The sequence below is a fragment of the Streptomyces sp. NPDC041784 genome (assembly GCF_055591025.1).
In genome coordinates, this window is the sequence record NZ_JBVJAB010000023.1 from 26,632 (window position 1) to 41,993 (window position 15,362).

Sequence of the window (15,362 nt, forward strand, 5' to 3'; positions counted from 1 at the left end):
ACCCATGGGACCGCCCGTACGGCCGGCAGCCTGGCCGGGCATACCACCACGACCCATGGGACCGCCCGTACGACCGGCAGCCTGGCCGGGCATACCACCACGACCCATGGGACCGCCCGTACGACCGGCAGCCTGGCCGGGCATACCGCTACGCCCCATGGGGCCGGTTCCTGTGCGTCCTGCAGCCTGGCCGCCCTGCATGCCACCGGTCCGCCCCTGGGCCGAGATGGGACCCTTGGCTCCGCCGAACCCTGTGGTCCGACCGGTCTGACCTCGCGCGATGGGCGGCGTCCCGACCGGGCCGATCGGGGGGTTCGGCCCCACGGGGGGACCACCCGTGGTCGTCGTCGGCGGAGTCACCGGCGCCGGCTTCGAGGTGTCCTGCGGCGGCAGCGTGCCGACGCTGTCGATCTCCGTGCCAATGTGCTCCTTGGGAGGCAGGACGGAGTCGTCCACGCTCTTGTGCGACGACAGGTTCTCCGGCCCCGGTCGGGTCGTTCCCGAGTCCGCCGAAGAGTGGTGCGTGCTCTCCGAGCCACTCATCGTCGAGAGCGACTTGTGCTCCGACGGAGTTCGGGTGATCAGCTCATCCCCGTAACCCGGCGGAGGCTGCGGCACCCCCACATCCGGCATCTTAGGAAACACCGGCTCCTCAGCCGTCTGCATCATCCCGCCGGACACCGTGTAGAACGACGCCAGCCGGTACATCTGGTTGATGGCCTCCTGGCGGTGGTTCTCCGCCTTGACCGCCGCCGCGTACTCCTCGTTGGTGTCGACCCGCTTCGGCGTCGGAATCTCGTCCACCGTCTTGGGGTCGATGCGGCTGTCGCGCGGCGGCATCGACTTGCGGACGGAGGCGAGTCCGGCGCTGGCCGCCATGACCTGGGTGCCGACGGTGTCGGCGTACGTGGCGAGCGCGTAGGCGGTGGTGACCAGGTCGGTGCCCCACGTGGAGAACGCGGTGTGGGCCTCGCCCTCCCAGTCGATGTCGCCCAGGTTGGTGCTGAGTTCCTCGGCGGCCTTGTTGAAGGCGTCGCGCGCGGCCACGAGGGCGTTGCCCGCGCCCTCGATCAGCTCCGGGTTCGCGGACTCGACGATGTCGATCATGGCGTTCAGGTCGTAGCCCTCGAAGCTGGTCTTGCCGAAGTGGAAGCCCCGCGAGGACCCGAAGCCGAAGGGGAGCACCTTGGTCACGTTCATGACCGCGTCGAGGGTGCCGTTCTGCTGGGCGGCTTCCTGGTGTTCCGCCGCGTACTCGGGCTGCTTCTCGTCGCCGCTCATCAGTACCCCGCGTCCGTGTGGTCGGCGTTGTTGTCGCGCTTCTTCTGCTCGTTCAGCATCTCGTCGCGATCCTGGTTGACCTCGGTCCGAATCTCGTGGAACCGGTAACGGAGGTCGTCTTCGAGGTTGTCGAAGGTGACGTCCACGCCGTGGACGGCGATCTGCATGGCCTCGAGCTGGAGGCCGAGCGACTTGGACAGCGACGTGATGCGCTCGTGCACGCGCTCGTACTCCAGGTGGAGCGACTTCGCTTCCGGGAAGTTCCCCAGCCCGAAAGCGTCCGCCGTGAGGCTGTGCGCCGCGACCTTCCCCGAGCCGCCGGCCGAGTCCTCGAAGGCGGTGAGCAGGTCGTCCACACGCTTCTTGAACGTTGAAAGGGCCATCAGGCCGCGTCGCACGTCGGCGGCGCCACCACCCATGTCAGCAGGAAGCACGAAGCTTTCCCTCCCCGTTGTCCGTTGCCTGTCCTGAGCAGCCCACGCCCCTCAAGTGTTCATGACCGCAACATGACCACTGTAATGACTTCCTCCGACAGCCCCAACTGCCATATGCAACAGCTGTGCTACCACTGCTCGAAGCTTCACCGATTCTTCACGGGGCGCGGCGATCGTGATCGTGCTTGTCCGCGAGGGTCTCGGCGGGGGTGGGCGGGTCGGCGAGGGCCGCGCGGTGGTAGCGGCGCTGTCCGACCGAGCCCCGGATCAAGGCCGGGTCGGAGGCGATCAACTGTGTCCGGTTCCACACACCGCGCACTGGTGGGCGACCACGAACTGGTGAAGCCGCGTCAGAGGTTGAGCGGGGAAGAGCAGAAGACGGCCGTTCGGCCGTGCGCAGCCAGTACGGCACGCGCCGTGGGCATTCCAGGTGGCGCCGAGTTTGGGCAGGGAGGGGATCCGGGCCGGCGCCTCAGAAGGCGCTCGTGACGCCATGCCAGATGTCTGACCTGGCCGGGCCTCCGGCGGTTCTCGCCCGGTACCGTCACGACGTGTCTCGCCCGCCGGGGCCGTAAACCGCGCGCGGCGCACCGAGCCGGGCGGCCACCAGGGCCAGCCAGCCGCTCGGCGAGTACGGGGGCTGCGGTTCGACCTCCATGCCCAGCTCAGCGACGGCCACGGCGTAGTCCGACTCCTCCAACTGGAGGGCGACCAGCTCGTGCAGTTCTCCGACGAGGCGGGCCACGAGGTGCGGGTCGGTGGTCGTGCGGTAGTCGTCGACGGCCGCGTCGTGGTCGGCGAACTCGTCCGGCATGTCCTGGGAGAACCAGCCGCCGAGGAACTGACCCAGTTCGGGGAATCGGGCGCTCCACTCCCAGTGGGTGGCGGGGGCGGCCGGCGGCGGGACCAAGCCCTCCTCCACGCTGCGCCGGATGTGATCGGCGAGCAGCGTCAGCCAGTCCAGGATCTCTCTGTCGGGCAGGCCGACGTCCGGCAGCGCGTAGTACTCCCCGAGCCGGACCCTCAGCCGTCCCGGCGGGTTACGGGCGTACTCCCGCAGCTGGGTCTCGGCGACGGCGAGCGCCCAGGGGCGGGTGTGCCAGGTGTGCCGCAGGTAGGCGGTGAGGGCCAGGCTGGGCTTCTCGTCGGTGTCGTCCGTCGGCTGTCCGGCGTACGCGCGCATGACCTCGTCCAACTCGCCGTATCTGCGGTCGTGTTCCAGGGGTGTCAGCGCCACGGTGGGTCCACTGCCTTCACAAGTAGACGGGGAAACTGGCATGCACGGCGAAGCCGTGCGCTGCGGAGGGCTCGCGGCGCAGCACGACCCGGGCAACGCGTACGTCGACGGCGCCACGGCCCGCCAGCGCCATGGCCTGGAGCAGCACCCGCCCGACGGGCTCCTCCCGGGACGGCCACGCCGCCTCGATCGTCAGCCGCTGCCGGGTGGACTGTGCCAGCCAGCCGTGGATGACCTGTTCGTTGCGGGTGACGACGTGCTGGGTCGCCCACTGCGCGGTGGCGCGGTCGGGGTAGGTGGCGGTACGGGTGCGCAAGGCCTCTCCAGGGGCGATGGGGCGGCGGTGTTTCGGGTCACCACGCGTGGAACGACCAGACCATCCCGACCTCCGTCTCGGAGACGAGGAACAGGCCGACGTCCCAGACATGTACGGAAATGGTCGAGCAACCGGAGATCCGCTGATAATAGTCGAGATTCTTGCTGTCCCGCCCGGTGTTGGCGTAGAAGCGGGAACCCTCCGGGAAACGAGACAGGATGATGTCGGCCTTCTCCTCGAGGCTCGCCCTGCGTTCCTCGAAGTCCTGCTCCTTCTCGACATTGAGCCACTGCGTGGAAAGGGCCACGAGGAACCGCTCGGCGGAGGAGCGCGGAATCTCGTGCAGAGAGGACTTCCAGGTGTCCATCGCCGAGGGGTCGTCCGGCGGCACGACGAAGGGGTAGTACGGGTCGTCGAGCCTCTCGAACTCGCCCACGAGGGGATCGCTGGTCCGCCAGCCGCGGTTGTCCGGCGTGTCCCCGTGCATCAAGGTGTTCACGTCGAGCGCCCAGTCCTTGTGCTCCCTGCGCGTCACCTTGGCGATGGTGTATCTGCGCGCGTACATACCGATCGCCTCGGCCCACGACCGCTCATCGGGCTCTGCCATCCGGCGGCTCCTTCATCATCATTCAGGCATGGACGTCAGGACGACGAACGGCGGGTCCAGACTCGGTTCGTACTTCAGCACCGTGAGAACGCCGTGAGCGTCCTTGGGCGCCGTCGGATGACCGTTCACCACCGGCGCCGTACGCCCGGTCACGACCGGAACCGCCGCCCCCCCACCAGGGACCGACGGAACACTGAATTCCTCCCTGAGGGGGTCCGGTGGTGGATTCTCCAGCCATTTGTCAATTTCCGCCGAATTACTACCGATATTATACTGAGTGTATTCCTGAGCCGAATCCAGGTCGGTAAAGGACGAGGCCGCGGGAATTTGTTGCACACCCCCTCCCGTCGCCTCGTCACGCAACCGCTGTGTCAGCTGGTCGTCCGTCAGACCGACGTGTTTGTCGATGCTGTGCCCACCGGACAATTCCTCCTCGGTCGCCAGATCAAGGCTGTACTTGTACGGAATCTGGCTCTCCGGACGCTGCCAGCTGTGCTCCTTCTTGAAGTCGTTCAGGGTGCGCGCGCCGTACGCCGCCGCGCGCGCCGCCTCCGCGCGGAACGTGGGCACGCTGAGCAGTGCCTCGTTCAGATCGGGCTCCAGCGCCTTCAGCTTGGTGGCGGCGTCGTTGAAGGCCTGGTGGTACTTTTCGACGGCGGCGTCGGCGGCTCCCTTGTCCATGTGCGAGCGGAACGTCAGCACGATCTCGCCGAAGGCCATGGTCGCCGCGAGCCGGGTCATCTCGAACAGGTCGAGGCCCGTGGTGAGGTCCTTGACCGTCGCCTTCGTGGCCTCCACGGCGAGCCGGGTGGTCGTGTCCGCGGTCGTGTTGCGCACCTCGGCGAGATGGTCCAGGGTCTCCTGGACGGTGGCCGCGGTGTTGCGGAGGATCTCGATGATGGGCCGCTGTTTCGCGGGCACGACGTTGCGGTTCGTCTTCCAACTGCGGCCGATGGAGACCCGGTCGCCCTGGGAATCGTAGGTCCTGCCCCATTCAGTGGTGCCCCAGATCGTCTGGCAGAACGCCTTCATCGCGCCCTGCCACTCGTCGTTGCCCTTGTTGTTGGTGATGAACTTGATGGCGCTGTTGAAGTTGTCCGACGCCGCCTTCGCGTCCTTCTCGACCGCCCGCCAGGCCGTGGCCATGCCCTTGAGGTCCTCGTCCCGGGCGCCCGGGGTGATCTCGTGCATCTTGCCGAGCCTGAGGCCGTGCTCGATCGCCGGCCGGATGACGTCGGCGAGGAAGTCGGGGATCTCGCCGAGGACTCCGGAGATGGCCCAGGAGTCAGCGTCCTCTCCGGTGCCGGTCCACTTGATGTCGTTGACCGGGCCATACTTGGGCACGCTCTCGATGACGGCGGGCGGCGCCTTCTCGACAGGCGGCGGACCGTACATCCTGCGCGCCTGCCAGTCCGCCTGGGTGTACTTGTTGGCCGTGTCCGTCAGGCCGACGGCGACTCCGCCGACACTGACCACGCTCTTCGCCCACAACTCCAGGAACTTCTCGTTCACCGACGTGTAGGCCGCCGCGAAGGCGTCCGCGCCCCAGCCGGTTCCGGCCGACTGGCTGTACTCGTTCAGCACGTCGACGAGCGCCTTGGCGCCCTTGTCGTAGTCGAACTGGCCGTCGCGCACCACGAGGGCGGTGTAGTGGACGTGCTGCGGCTGCACGTCGAACCCGCCGCCGCTCGTCTTGGGCGAACGGGTACGGGCGGCGGCAGCCTCCTTCGCGCGTTCCTCGTCCGAGGGCAGCTTCTCCGCCATCAGGCACCGCCCCAGCCGCGCAGCACCGCCTGATGCGCGGCCGCGAAGTCGGCGTGACCCGTGGTCACGTACTCGTGCAGCCACCTCTGGGCCGCCTGCAGGTCCTGGGCGGAGCGGTCCCACTCGTCGAGCTTGTCCACGAAGACGTCGCGGGTCTCGCCCTGCCACGACAGCACGACGGGCACGACCCGGTCGTAAAGGCCGTCGAGCTTGGTGTTGAGCTGTTCGAGGATGTCCTCGAGGTCGGCGGCCAGTTCCTGGAGGGCCGAGAAGGACACGGAGATGTACTCGTCAGGTTCGGTGCCGGTCGACATGTTCCCCCTGTGCGTCGGCAACTGTGGTTCCGTGCGGGCTACAGATCGTCGAGGCTGCTGCGCGGCGCCGACGCCGGTGCCTCGGTGTTCGGCGTCGACAGTTCGTTCACCTCGCTCTGGAGGTCCACCTGGATCCGCCGCATGTGCGCCAGTACGTCGAGGTCGTCCTGGGAGAAACCGTCGCGGCTCAGCCGTACGGCCTCCTCCAACAGCTTCATCACCTCGCGGATGCGTACGGCGTCCTCGGCGGCCGCCCGGTGGAAGTCGCGGTACGCGGAGGCCGCCGGGCCGCTCCAGCCCGCCTCGATGCCGTCGACGATCGCGTCCATGCGCCGGACCTGTTTGTCCAGGTGGTCCTGCATGTCGTCGAGGTCGTCGGCCAGTTTGGTGAGGTCCGCGCTCGACACCTTCAGGTTTGGCCGGGCGCCTGTTCCGTGCTGCGTCATGATGCTGCTCCTCCTTCCCGGTTCGGCCGTCGGCCTACTCGCTCCCCGCCATCCTCCGCGCCCGGCGTCGGGCGTCGCGGATGGCCACCGCCGAGCCGCTCGCGCCCGCGACGAGGACCGCCGCGGCGACGGCCACGTACGTGGCGAGACGGATGTTGCGTTCGTCGGGGGTCTCGCCGACCTGGAACTTGGCGGCCGTGGGCGCCTCGGCGCGGGAGAGGCCGTTCTGGGGGTCGGGGGACTCGATGGGGCGGTCGTCCTCCGTCAGGGCGCGGACCGGGTCGACCACGCCCCAGCCGACCAGGCGGTCGTGGCCGGCGATCGTGCGCTCGGCGGTCTGTTCGATCTGGGCGACGATCTGGCGGGCGGTCCAGTCCGGGTGGCGGGCCTTGAGCAGCGCGGCGACGCCCGCGACGTACGGTGCGGAGAAGCTCGTACCGTTGTCGGAGCAGTGGCCGCCCTGGGGCACCGTGGAGATCATGTCCACGCCGGGGGCGGCGACGCCGACGAAGTCGCCGGACTGGGAGAAGGCGGCGCGTTCGTTGTTGCGGTCGGAGGAGGCGACGGCGAGGACGCCGTCGTAGGAGGCGGGGTAGGTCTCCTTGACGTTGCCGCCCAGGCCGTCGTTGCCGGCCGACGCCACGACGACGATCTTCTGGGCCAGGGCCTCGTCGATCGCCTTCTCCAGGTCGTCGGAGGGCTTCACGGCGTTCGAGGTGTCCTGGGAGATGTTGATGACGCCGGCCTTGGCCTGGATCGCGTAGCGGACCGCCGCGGCCAGGGTCTCGGTGGTGCCGTGGCCCTCCGCGTCGTTCTGCTGGATCGGGATGATCGTCGCCTCGGGGGCCAGGCCCACGAAGCCGGTGCCGCCGACCGGGCGGGCCGCGATGATGCCGGCGACCTTGGTGCCGTGGCCGACGGTGTCCGTCGTGCCGTTCTCCTTGCCGCGCTCGATCGGTTCGCCGTCGTCGTCCTTGAGGCCCTTCGGCAGCAGGTTGCGGCCGCTCTTCGCGTCGACGGCGGCGGTGAGCTGCGGATTCTTCACATCCACGCCCGTGTCGATGACGGCCACGCGGACGCCCTCGCCCTTGGAACGGCTCCACAGCTCGTCCAGCAGCACACGCTGGAGGGACCAGGGACGGCCCGGGTACAGGCCGTTGGGGAACTGGCACTGGTCCGAGTAGGGCAGCTTCTCGGCGGCGGTCGCGGGCGGCGCGAGGACCGTCGCGGTGGTCAGCAGGGCGGCCGCCGCCATCATGGTCGTACGCAGCACTGTCGTCCTCCCCCTCACGAGCCCTGCGGCTGGCGGGCCGCCGCGGTCGACAGGCGGGGGCCGGTGGGCAGGAACTCCGACCAGGCGGCGGGGATCGGCGCCGCGTCCACGTCCTTGTAGCCGAGCAGCGTCTGGGCCTGCTGGGCCTCCTTCTGCTGCTGCTCGCGCTGCTTGGCGGTGGTGCCGATGCCCGCGTCGTCGGTGGCGCTGTCGCCGTTGGACTGGAGCACGTACCGCAGGCCGGTGTCGGTGACCAGGAACACCGGTCCCGCCTTGGTCGCCTTGCCCTGGAACTGGCGGTACAGCTGGCCGGAGCCCGGTGTGACGTAGGCGCTGGAGGAGCCGGCCGGCAGCTTCTCCGGGAAGTCCGTGCCCGCCCAGGTGCTCAGGGTCGTGGCGCCCGTGTCGCCGTTCACGCCGCGCAGGACGGTGCAGACCGTGCTGCGGCTCCCGGCGGCCGACGACGCCTCGTTGACGGGCGTGGGGTCACCGGTCGGCCAGCTGTGCTCGGTGCCGAACGGCTTGCCCGGCACGATCGCGCCGGGGCTGACCTCGGCGGCGTGACCGGCCTGGCCGAGCGGCGCCAGCTCCTCGCTGAACAGCAGGAGTTGGGCGACGAAGGCGGAGACGGGCGCGACCCGGCCGGGCAGCACCACGTAGTACTGCTCCGTGTTGTTGTCGAACGCCTTCAGGACCGTGCCGACCTTGTCGGTCGAGTCGTCGAGTTGGCCCGGCGCGCCGGCCGGGGCGCCCGGCGTCCCCTCGATGTCCGGGAAGGTGATCGCGTCGCCCTGGTGCAAGGTCGCCAGCCACTCGGCGGAGACCCGCTGCGGCTGCCGGTTGGAGCCGACCACGGCCCGCAGCAGCAGTTCGTCGCCCTTGTCGATCGGGTACGCCCGGCCCTCGGCGTCGACCACGTACTGCTTGCCGTCCGGGTCGGCGACGTACAGCAACTGGCCGCCGCCGAGACGGCCCTTGCCGTCGGTGGCCTTCATCTCGTCGCCGGACAGGACGAGCGCGGCCTTCTGGACGGAGTCGCCGCCGCCCGCGCTCGGGCGCTCGCAGACCGCCCAGCGCTTGGCCTTGCCGGCCTCGTCCGCCGAGGGCAGCCGGTCGGGCGCGTACGGGATGCCGATGGTGACGCCGTGCGGGATCTTGCCGTTGTCGAGGACCGACTCGGCGACGGTGACGACGTCACCCCCGCCCGCCTCCAGCAGGAGCTTCGCGGAGGCCATGTTCAGGACCGGGTGGAGCTGGACCTCCCCGTCGGTCCTGAGGACCACGTACCGGGTGGTCGACTTGCTGGCGATGATCACCTTGGCGTTGGGTTCGTCCCAGCCCTTCGGCGCGGTCGGTTTGAACATGCCCCACGCGCCGAAGACCGCCATGACGATCACCCCGACGATGATGCCGGGCAATATCGCGCGCAGCGGTCGCGGTGCCCCCTCCTCCGAGCCGTCGGGCGACGACTGGAGAAAGGCCGCGAGCATACGGCGCTTCGCGAAGGTGTAGGCATTGAGCTGATCGCGCCGGGATGCCATCTGCTTTTGTCTCTCCCCGTTTTCCGTCCTGGCCGTACCCGCGGGGTCACGGTCCCCCGCCCCCGATGTCAGAGCGGCCCCCTACTATGCCTGGTATCCGCCGTGGCTTGGGGAGCGGGTAGGGTTCCTGGGCCGTCAAGTGCCCTGTGCGGTGCTGAAATGCGGGCGAGTCGTGAGCGATACGGGGGGATGGAGTGATGGCTTCGGGAACGCGCGAACGCTCCGGTGGCCGAGCGCGGACGCGGGGCTCCTCGGCCCCCCGGCCGTCGGCGCCGCAGCGCGCGTCGGGATCGGGAGCGCTTCAGCTCAAGGCACGTTCGGGGCAGGCCGGGGCATTCCGGCTGCAACGCCTCGTCCTGTGGGAGATCGCGGCCGCCGTGCTGCTCGTCGGCTGGGCGATCGGCCCGGTGGGGCTGGCGGTGGCCGGTGTCGTCGCCGTCGTCCTGGTGGTGGTCTCCGTGGCCCGCCGCCGCGGGCGCTCGCTGCCCGAATGGCTGGCCACCGCGCGCGGGTTGAAGGCCCGCCGCCGGCTGGCCGAGAAGCTGGAGATACCCGCCGGGACCGAACCGGGCTTCGGACCGGCCCTGGAGTGCGACCCCAGCCTGCGGACCTACACCTACGGCGGCCGTGACCGGCGGCCCGTCGGCATCGTCGGGGACGGCACGTTCGTCACCGCCGTCCTCCAGGTCGAGGCGGACGCGACCGCGCTGCGGGCCGAGCGCGACCGGCAGCCCCTGCCGCTCGCCCTGGTGCACGACGCGCTCGACGTGGACGGCATCCGGCTGGAGTCCGCCCAGATCGTGCTGCACACCCAGCCCGCGCCCGCGCTGCACCTGCCCCCGCAGTCCGTCGCCGTCTCCAACTACGCGCCCCTTCAGGAGCAGACCGGTGCCCCGGCCGTGCGCATCACCTGGATCGCGCTGAAGCTGGATCCGGAGCTGTGCGCGGAGGCCGTGGCGGCACGCGGCGGCGGTCTCGTCGGCGCGCAGAAGTGCGTGGTGCGGGCCGCCGACCACCTCGCGAGCCGGCTCACCGGAGCCGGGTTCCGGGCGACGGTCCTCGACGAGGAGCAGCTGACGGCCGCCATCGCCACCTCGGCCTGCGCCAACCCGCTGGTGACGGCGGAGGCAGGGCGGACCGGCGCGCTGGAGCGGCGGACCGAGGAGTCCAGCCGGAGCTGGCGCTGCGACAACCGCCGGCACACCACGTACTGGCTGCGCCGGTGGCCGACGCTGGGCGGCGGCAGCGGCCCGTCGCTCCCCCAGTTCATCGCCCTGGTCACGGCGGTCCCCGCGCTCGCCACCACGTTCAGCGTCACCCTCGCGCGCGGTGAGCGGCAGGAGGTGTCCCTGAGCGGGCACCTGCGGGTGACGGGCCGCAGCGACGACGAACTCGTGGCGGCCCGCCGCGCGGTGCAGGGCGCGGCCCGGCACACGGGTGCGGGCCTCGCCCGCCTCGACCGGGAACAGGTGCCCGGCATTCTGGCCACTCTGCCCCTCGGAGGTGTTCGGTGACGGCGACGACGACACGGGCGGCCACCGCCCCCGGCGAGCCGGAGCCCACCACGGGCCGGCGCGGGAAGCGCTCGCTGCGCAGCGGCTTCGGTCTCCTCGGCCCCCGGCACGGCCGCCACTCGGTGACGGTGGAACAACTGGCGGCGCTCTCCCTGCCCATCGGGGACGACGGTGTCGTCATCGGCGTCGACGCCGAGGGCCGGCCTGCCGTGCTGGGCCTCAACCGGCCCACGCCGTACGACGTCGTCCTGATCGGCGGTCTGTGGACGGCGCAGGTCCTCGCACTCAGAGCGGCGGCGACCGGCGCCCGGGTGGCCGTGGAGACGGGACGGCCGCAGGCCTGGGTGCAGATGGTGCACGCCATGGGTGGCGGGCAGAACGGCCTGGCGGTGTACGAGGTCGGCCGGGTCCCCCCGCAGGGCGCCTCGGCGGGTACGCCGGTGCTGGTGGTGCGGGACTGCGGCATGCGCCCGCCGCGCGGACGCGTCGCGTCCGGTCCCTGGCAGGCCGTGCTGACCCTGCTGCCGTATCTCAGCCCGGTCGCCCCGCGGCTGCTGCGGCAGGCCCGGCTGGTCGGCGTCCAGCGGATCTCGCCGGACGAGGCCACGGAGTTGGGCCGCGCGCTGACCCTGCCCGGTGCCGATGTGGAGGCGCTGCCCACGCTCGCCGACGGTCTCACCCTGTGGTGTGCCGACCGGGACCGGCAGTATGTGATGACACAGCCGACGGATGCCGAGATCGGTCTGCTGGGCACGCCTCGGCGCATGGACTGACGGGCTTCTCCCTTTCACTGTGCGGCACTTCTGCGGCTATGACCGGTTTGCGGAGTGGGGTGGCCGGCGTGACGGACCTGTGCCGAGGGGTGGGCGGGCCTGCCGGGGCGGGGCATCTGATGATTAGGCTGGTGCGGGGCGCGATACCGGAAACCCATGGGGTGGGTGTCGACGTCTCCGGGGAGGGCCGGCACCTCGGACGACCTCTGACGGCCTCGAAACCACTTCGTACGACGAGAAATGGTCGCCCCGGCATGGCATGAGGGTGCTCGACCACACCAGGAGGAACTGTGAGCAGCGATCGGGACGGGATGCGCGGGGGCTGGGCCACACCCGGCGATGACCAGCCCGACGCGGAGTCCGCCATCGAGACGACGGGCGAGTTCACCATCGACTACGCGCCGCCCGCCTGGTACACGCAGAACGCGGGCGGGGGTTCGACGGGGGCTACGGGCACGGGCACGGGCGGGGCCCCTGCGGCGCCCGCGCCGACACCGACGCCGACGCCGACGCCGGCTCAGGGTGTTCCGGGTGTTCCGGGTGTGCCGGGTACGCCTCCGGGGGGTTTCCCCGCGCCCGCCGGTGAACCGCTGCCAGGGCTCGCTCCGCCCGCGCCGACGCCCCCTGGGCCCCCTGCGCCCGGGGCGCCTTTCGCTCCGCCCGTCCCGCCTGCCTCGCCGGCTCCGCCCGCGCCGGCGGCCGGGCCCGGGGCGGCGCCCTTCGCGCCGCCCGCGGCTCAGGGTCCGGGCGCGCCGTTCACGCCTCCCGCGCCGCCCGCGCCCGCCGTGCCGCCGACCGGGGAACCGGTCGCCGTGCCGGGGCTCCCGGAGGGCAGCGGGTTCGAGCCGCAGCAGCCGCAGCCCCATGTCCAGGTCCAGCCCGCCCAGCCCGCCCAGCAGCCGCAGGCGCCGGCCCCCGTCGCGCCGCCGGTCGCCGAGGAGAGCGGTTTCGGGAACGGCGACCTGGAGAGCGGCGCGACCATGCGCATCTCCTCGGCGGCCCTGAAGCGCCAGATCGCGGAGCGGACGGCCACGGCGGAGACCGGGGCGGAGGGGCCCGGGCCGACCGGAGAGCCCGGAGAGTCCGGAGAGCAGCCCGGGGAGGCGGACGACGAGGTCGCCGTGCCCGCGGAGCCCGAAGAGCCGTCGGCGGACGGTCCGGAGGCCGAGGCGGACGCCGTGGCCGAGGCCGAGGGTGACACCGACACCGCCGAGGAAGCGGACGCCGCCGGCGATGCGGTGTCCGACGACACCGAGGGCACCGACGCCGTCGAGGGCGCGGAGGCGCAGGACGACCCGTCCGCCGACGCGTCGACGGAAGCACCGGCCGCACCGGTCGCACCGGCCACTGCGGAGGCGCCCGCCCCGGCGGATGCCGCCCCGCAGGACGACATGACCGAGGACAGAGCACAGCAGGACAGCGCACAGCAGGGCAGCGCACAGCAGGACGGCGCACAGCAGGACGGCATGCCTCAGGGCAGCGTCCCCGCCGCGCCGCCCGCCTGGGCTCCCCCGCCGGCCCCGCAGGGCGGACTGCCGCCGCTGCCGCCGTCGTACCAGCCCGCGGCGCCCGCGCCGGCGGCCGAGTGGCCGGCCCAGCCGCAGCCTCAGGCCCAACCGCAGGCGGAGCCCCAGGCCCAGCCGCACCCTCAGTACATGGATCCCGCGGCGGCCGGGCAGCAGCCCGTCCCCGCGCAGCCGGCGCCGCCCGCCCCGGCCGGCCCGCAGCCGGGCTACGGTTTCCCGCAGCCCCCCGCACCGGCACAGGACCCCGCTCCGCAGCCCGGTTACGGCTTCCCGCAGCCCCCGGCCCCCAACGCCCAGCCCGGTTACGGCTTCCCGCAGCCGCCCGTGCCCAACGCCCAGGGCGGTTACGGCTTCCCGCACCCCGGCGCCGCCCCGGCGCCCACGCCTCCGGCGACGCCCGGCGGTTACGGCTTCCCCCAGCCCACCGGCGCCCCGGCACCCACCCCGCCCGCGGCACCCGGCGGTTACGGCTTCCCGCAGGCCGACCCGGCCCAGCACGCCCCGCAGCCGCCACAGCAGCACCAGCAGCCGCAGCCGCAGCCGCCGCAGTCCCCCCAGCCGTACCCGGGGATCCCCCAGCAGGCGGACGGTCAGCCCCAGGCCCCCAGCGGCCCGCAGCCCCCGCACGCCCCGCAGGGCGCCCCCGCTCCTCAGGACGCGCACGCCGCCCCCCAGGCTCCCCACCAGGCCGTCGACCCCCGTATCGGTGCCGCCTGGCCGCAGGCGATCCAGCACGACCAGCGGCAGCCGGTCAACCCCGGTGCCGCGCCGCTGGGTTACACCGCGGCCGTGGAGCTGTCCTCCGACCGTCTGCTCAACAACAAGAAGCAGAAGGCGAAGAGCAGCCGTCCGACCGGAGGCTCCTCCCGCTTCAAGATCGGCGGAAAGAAGGAGGAGGCCGAGCGGCAGCGCAAGCTGGAGCTGATCCGGACGCCGGTGCTGTCCTGCTACCGCATCGCGGTCATCAGCCTCAAGGGCGGCGTGGGCAAGACGACCACCACCACCGCTCTCGGCTCCACCCTCGCCACCGAGCGGCAGGACAAGATCCTCGCGATCGACGCCAACCCGGACGCCGGCACGCTCGGCCGCCGGGTGCGGCGCGAGACCGGGGCCACCATCCGTGACCTCGTCCAGGCGATCCCGTACCTCAACTCGTACATGGACATCCGCCGGTTCACCTCGCAGGCGTCCTCCGGTCTGGAGATCATCGCCAACGACGTCGACCCGGCCGTGTCCACGACCTTCAACGACGAGGACTACCGGCGCGCGATCGACGTGCTCGGCAAGCAGTACCCGGTCATCCTGACCGACTCCGGCACCGGTCTGCTCTACAGCGCCATGCGCGGGGTGCTCGACCTCGCCGACCAGCTGATCATCATCTCGACGCCGTCGGTGGACGGGGCGAGCAGCGCCAGTACGACCCTGGACTGGCTGTCCGCGCACGGGTACGCGGAGCTGGTCTCTCGGTCCATCACCGTCATCTCGGGGGTGCGCGAGACCGGCAAGATGATCAAGGTGGAGGACATCGTCGGCCACTTCGAGACGCGCTGCCGGGGCGTCGTCGTCGTGCCGTTCGACGAGCACCTGGCCGCCGGTGCCGAGGTCGACCTCGACATGATGCGGCCGAAGGTGCGGGAGGCGTACTTCAACCTGGCGGCGATGGTCGCGGAGGACTTCGTCCGCCACCAGCAGATGCACGGTCTCTGGACGAACGACGGCAACCCGCCCCCGGTGGCCGCCCCGCCGATGCCGGGACACGCGATGCCGGGCCAGCCGATGCCGGGCCAGCCGTTCCCCGGCCAGCCCATGCCGGGACAGCCCATGCCGGGGCAGCCGCCCTACCCCGGCCGGCCGTACCCGCAGCAGACGGCCCACCCGGGCCAGCCCGGCGTGCCCGACCAGCCCGGCCAGCCCGGCCAGCCGTACGGTCAGCCCCACCCGGGACAGCCGTACCCGCCGCAGCAGCCCTACGCCCAGCAGCCCCCACAGCCGCCCCAGCAGCAGCCGCACCAGCAGCCGCAGCCCGGACAGCCGTACGCTCCGCAGGGCCAGCAGCCGTACCCCGGGCCGCCCGGACAGCCCTACCCGCAGCCGCCCCAGCCGCCGGCGGGCTACGGCTACCCCCAGCCCCCCACCCCGCCGCAGCCGGACGGCCAGGCCCAGGCCCAGACCCCTCCCCCTCCGCCGCCCCCGCAGCAGTAGCCGCGCGCCGCGGAAGCCGAACAACGACTGAGGGGGGGGGGGGGGGGGGGGGGGGGGGGGGGGGGGCGGCGGGGGGGGGGGGGGGGGGGGGGGGTTTGTCGATTTCTGTGAGGCGTGAGCGCCGACCCCCACCC

The 15,362-nt window shown here is 71.8% G+C and carries 14 protein-coding genes; 3 read left to right on the forward strand and 11 right to left on the reverse strand.

Translation table 11 applies throughout. The features are described 5' to 3' along the window. From ACZ6D7_RS35245 to eccB, 11 genes are all read right to left on the reverse strand, one after another. Positions 1–1,281, reverse strand: a 1,281-nt coding sequence (locus ACZ6D7_RS35245) for a WXG100 family type VII secretion target (protein ID WP_469499959.1), incomplete at its 3' end; no start/stop codon positions are given. Next, the gene (locus tag ACZ6D7_RS35250) at positions 1,281–1,715 is read right to left on the reverse strand and encodes a hypothetical protein (protein WP_469499960.1); all 435 of its coding nucleotides are present in this window, start codon (positions 1,713–1,715) and stop codon (positions 1,281–1,283) included. The genes ACZ6D7_RS35245 and ACZ6D7_RS35250, both read right to left, overlap by 1 nt. Before the next feature lie 157 nt (positions 1,716–1,872). Next, positions 1,873–2,007 (reverse strand): hypothetical protein, encoded by a 135-nt coding sequence (locus tag ACZ6D7_RS35255; protein ID WP_469499962.1) that lies wholly within the window; start codon positions 2,005–2,007, stop codon positions 1,873–1,875. Positions 2,008–2,259: 252 nt separating this feature from the next. After that, complete coding sequence (locus ACZ6D7_RS35260; protein WP_469499963.1) at positions 2,260–2,952, reverse strand: contact-dependent growth inhibition system immunity protein; 693 nt, start codon at positions 2,950–2,952, stop codon at positions 2,260–2,262. Between the two features lie 16 nt (positions 2,953–2,968). Beyond that, positions 2,969–3,268 (reverse strand): RNase A-like domain-containing protein, encoded by a 300-nt coding sequence (locus tag ACZ6D7_RS35265; protein ID WP_469499965.1) that lies wholly within the window; start codon positions 3,266–3,268, stop codon positions 2,969–2,971. 37 nt (positions 3,269–3,305) lie between these two features. After that, a complete protein-coding gene (locus tag ACZ6D7_RS35270) occupies positions 3,306–3,875 on the reverse strand; it encodes a hypothetical protein (protein ID WP_469499967.1) in 570 nt (189 codons plus the stop codon). An 18-nt stretch (positions 3,876–3,893) separates the two neighbouring features. Then, positions 3,894–5,639 (reverse strand): RNase A-like domain-containing protein, encoded by a 1,746-nt coding sequence (locus tag ACZ6D7_RS35275; protein WP_469499969.1) that lies wholly within the window; start codon positions 5,637–5,639, stop codon positions 3,894–3,896. After that, positions 5,639–5,953, reverse strand: a complete 315-nt coding sequence (locus ACZ6D7_RS35280; protein ID WP_469499971.1) for a WXG100 family type VII secretion target — start codon at positions 5,951–5,953, stop codon at positions 5,639–5,641. Before ACZ6D7_RS35280 ends, ACZ6D7_RS35275 begins: the two co-directional genes overlap by 1 nt. 38 nt (positions 5,954–5,991) lie before the next feature. Beyond that, entirely contained in the window at positions 5,992–6,399 is a 408-nt protein-coding gene (locus ACZ6D7_RS35285; RefSeq protein WP_469499972.1) for a WXG100 family type VII secretion target, read from the reverse strand. Positions 6,400–6,433: 34 nt separating this feature from the next. After that, complete coding sequence (mycP, locus tag ACZ6D7_RS35290) at positions 6,434–7,654, reverse strand: type VII secretion-associated serine protease mycosin (protein WP_469500101.1); 1,221 nt, start codon at positions 7,652–7,654, stop codon at positions 6,434–6,436. 32 nt (positions 7,655–7,686) lie between these two features. Next, positions 7,687–9,213, reverse strand: a complete 1,527-nt coding sequence (eccB, locus tag ACZ6D7_RS35295; protein WP_469499974.1) for a type VII secretion protein EccB — start codon at positions 9,211–9,213, stop codon at positions 7,687–7,689. Positions 9,214–9,410: 197 nt separating this feature from the next. On the opposite strand from eccB, the gene eccE reads away from it, so the two are divergent. From eccE to ACZ6D7_RS35310, 3 genes are all read left to right on the forward strand, one after another. Further along, entirely contained in the window at positions 9,411–10,727 is a 1,317-nt protein-coding gene (eccE, locus tag ACZ6D7_RS35300) for a type VII secretion protein EccE (RefSeq protein WP_469499976.1), read from the forward strand. Continuing rightward, positions 10,724–11,500, forward strand: a complete 777-nt coding sequence (locus tag ACZ6D7_RS35305) for a hypothetical protein (protein WP_469499978.1) — start codon at positions 10,724–10,726, stop codon at positions 11,498–11,500. The genes eccE and ACZ6D7_RS35305 overlap by 4 nt, the downstream gene beginning before the upstream one ends. A 290-nt stretch (positions 11,501–11,790) precedes the next feature. Next, on the forward strand, positions 11,791–15,228 hold the full coding sequence (locus tag ACZ6D7_RS35310; protein ID WP_469499979.1) for an SCO5717 family growth-regulating ATPase: 3,438 nt from the start codon (positions 11,791–11,793) through the stop codon (positions 15,226–15,228). The last annotated feature ends 134 nt before the right edge of the window (positions 15,229–15,362 follow it).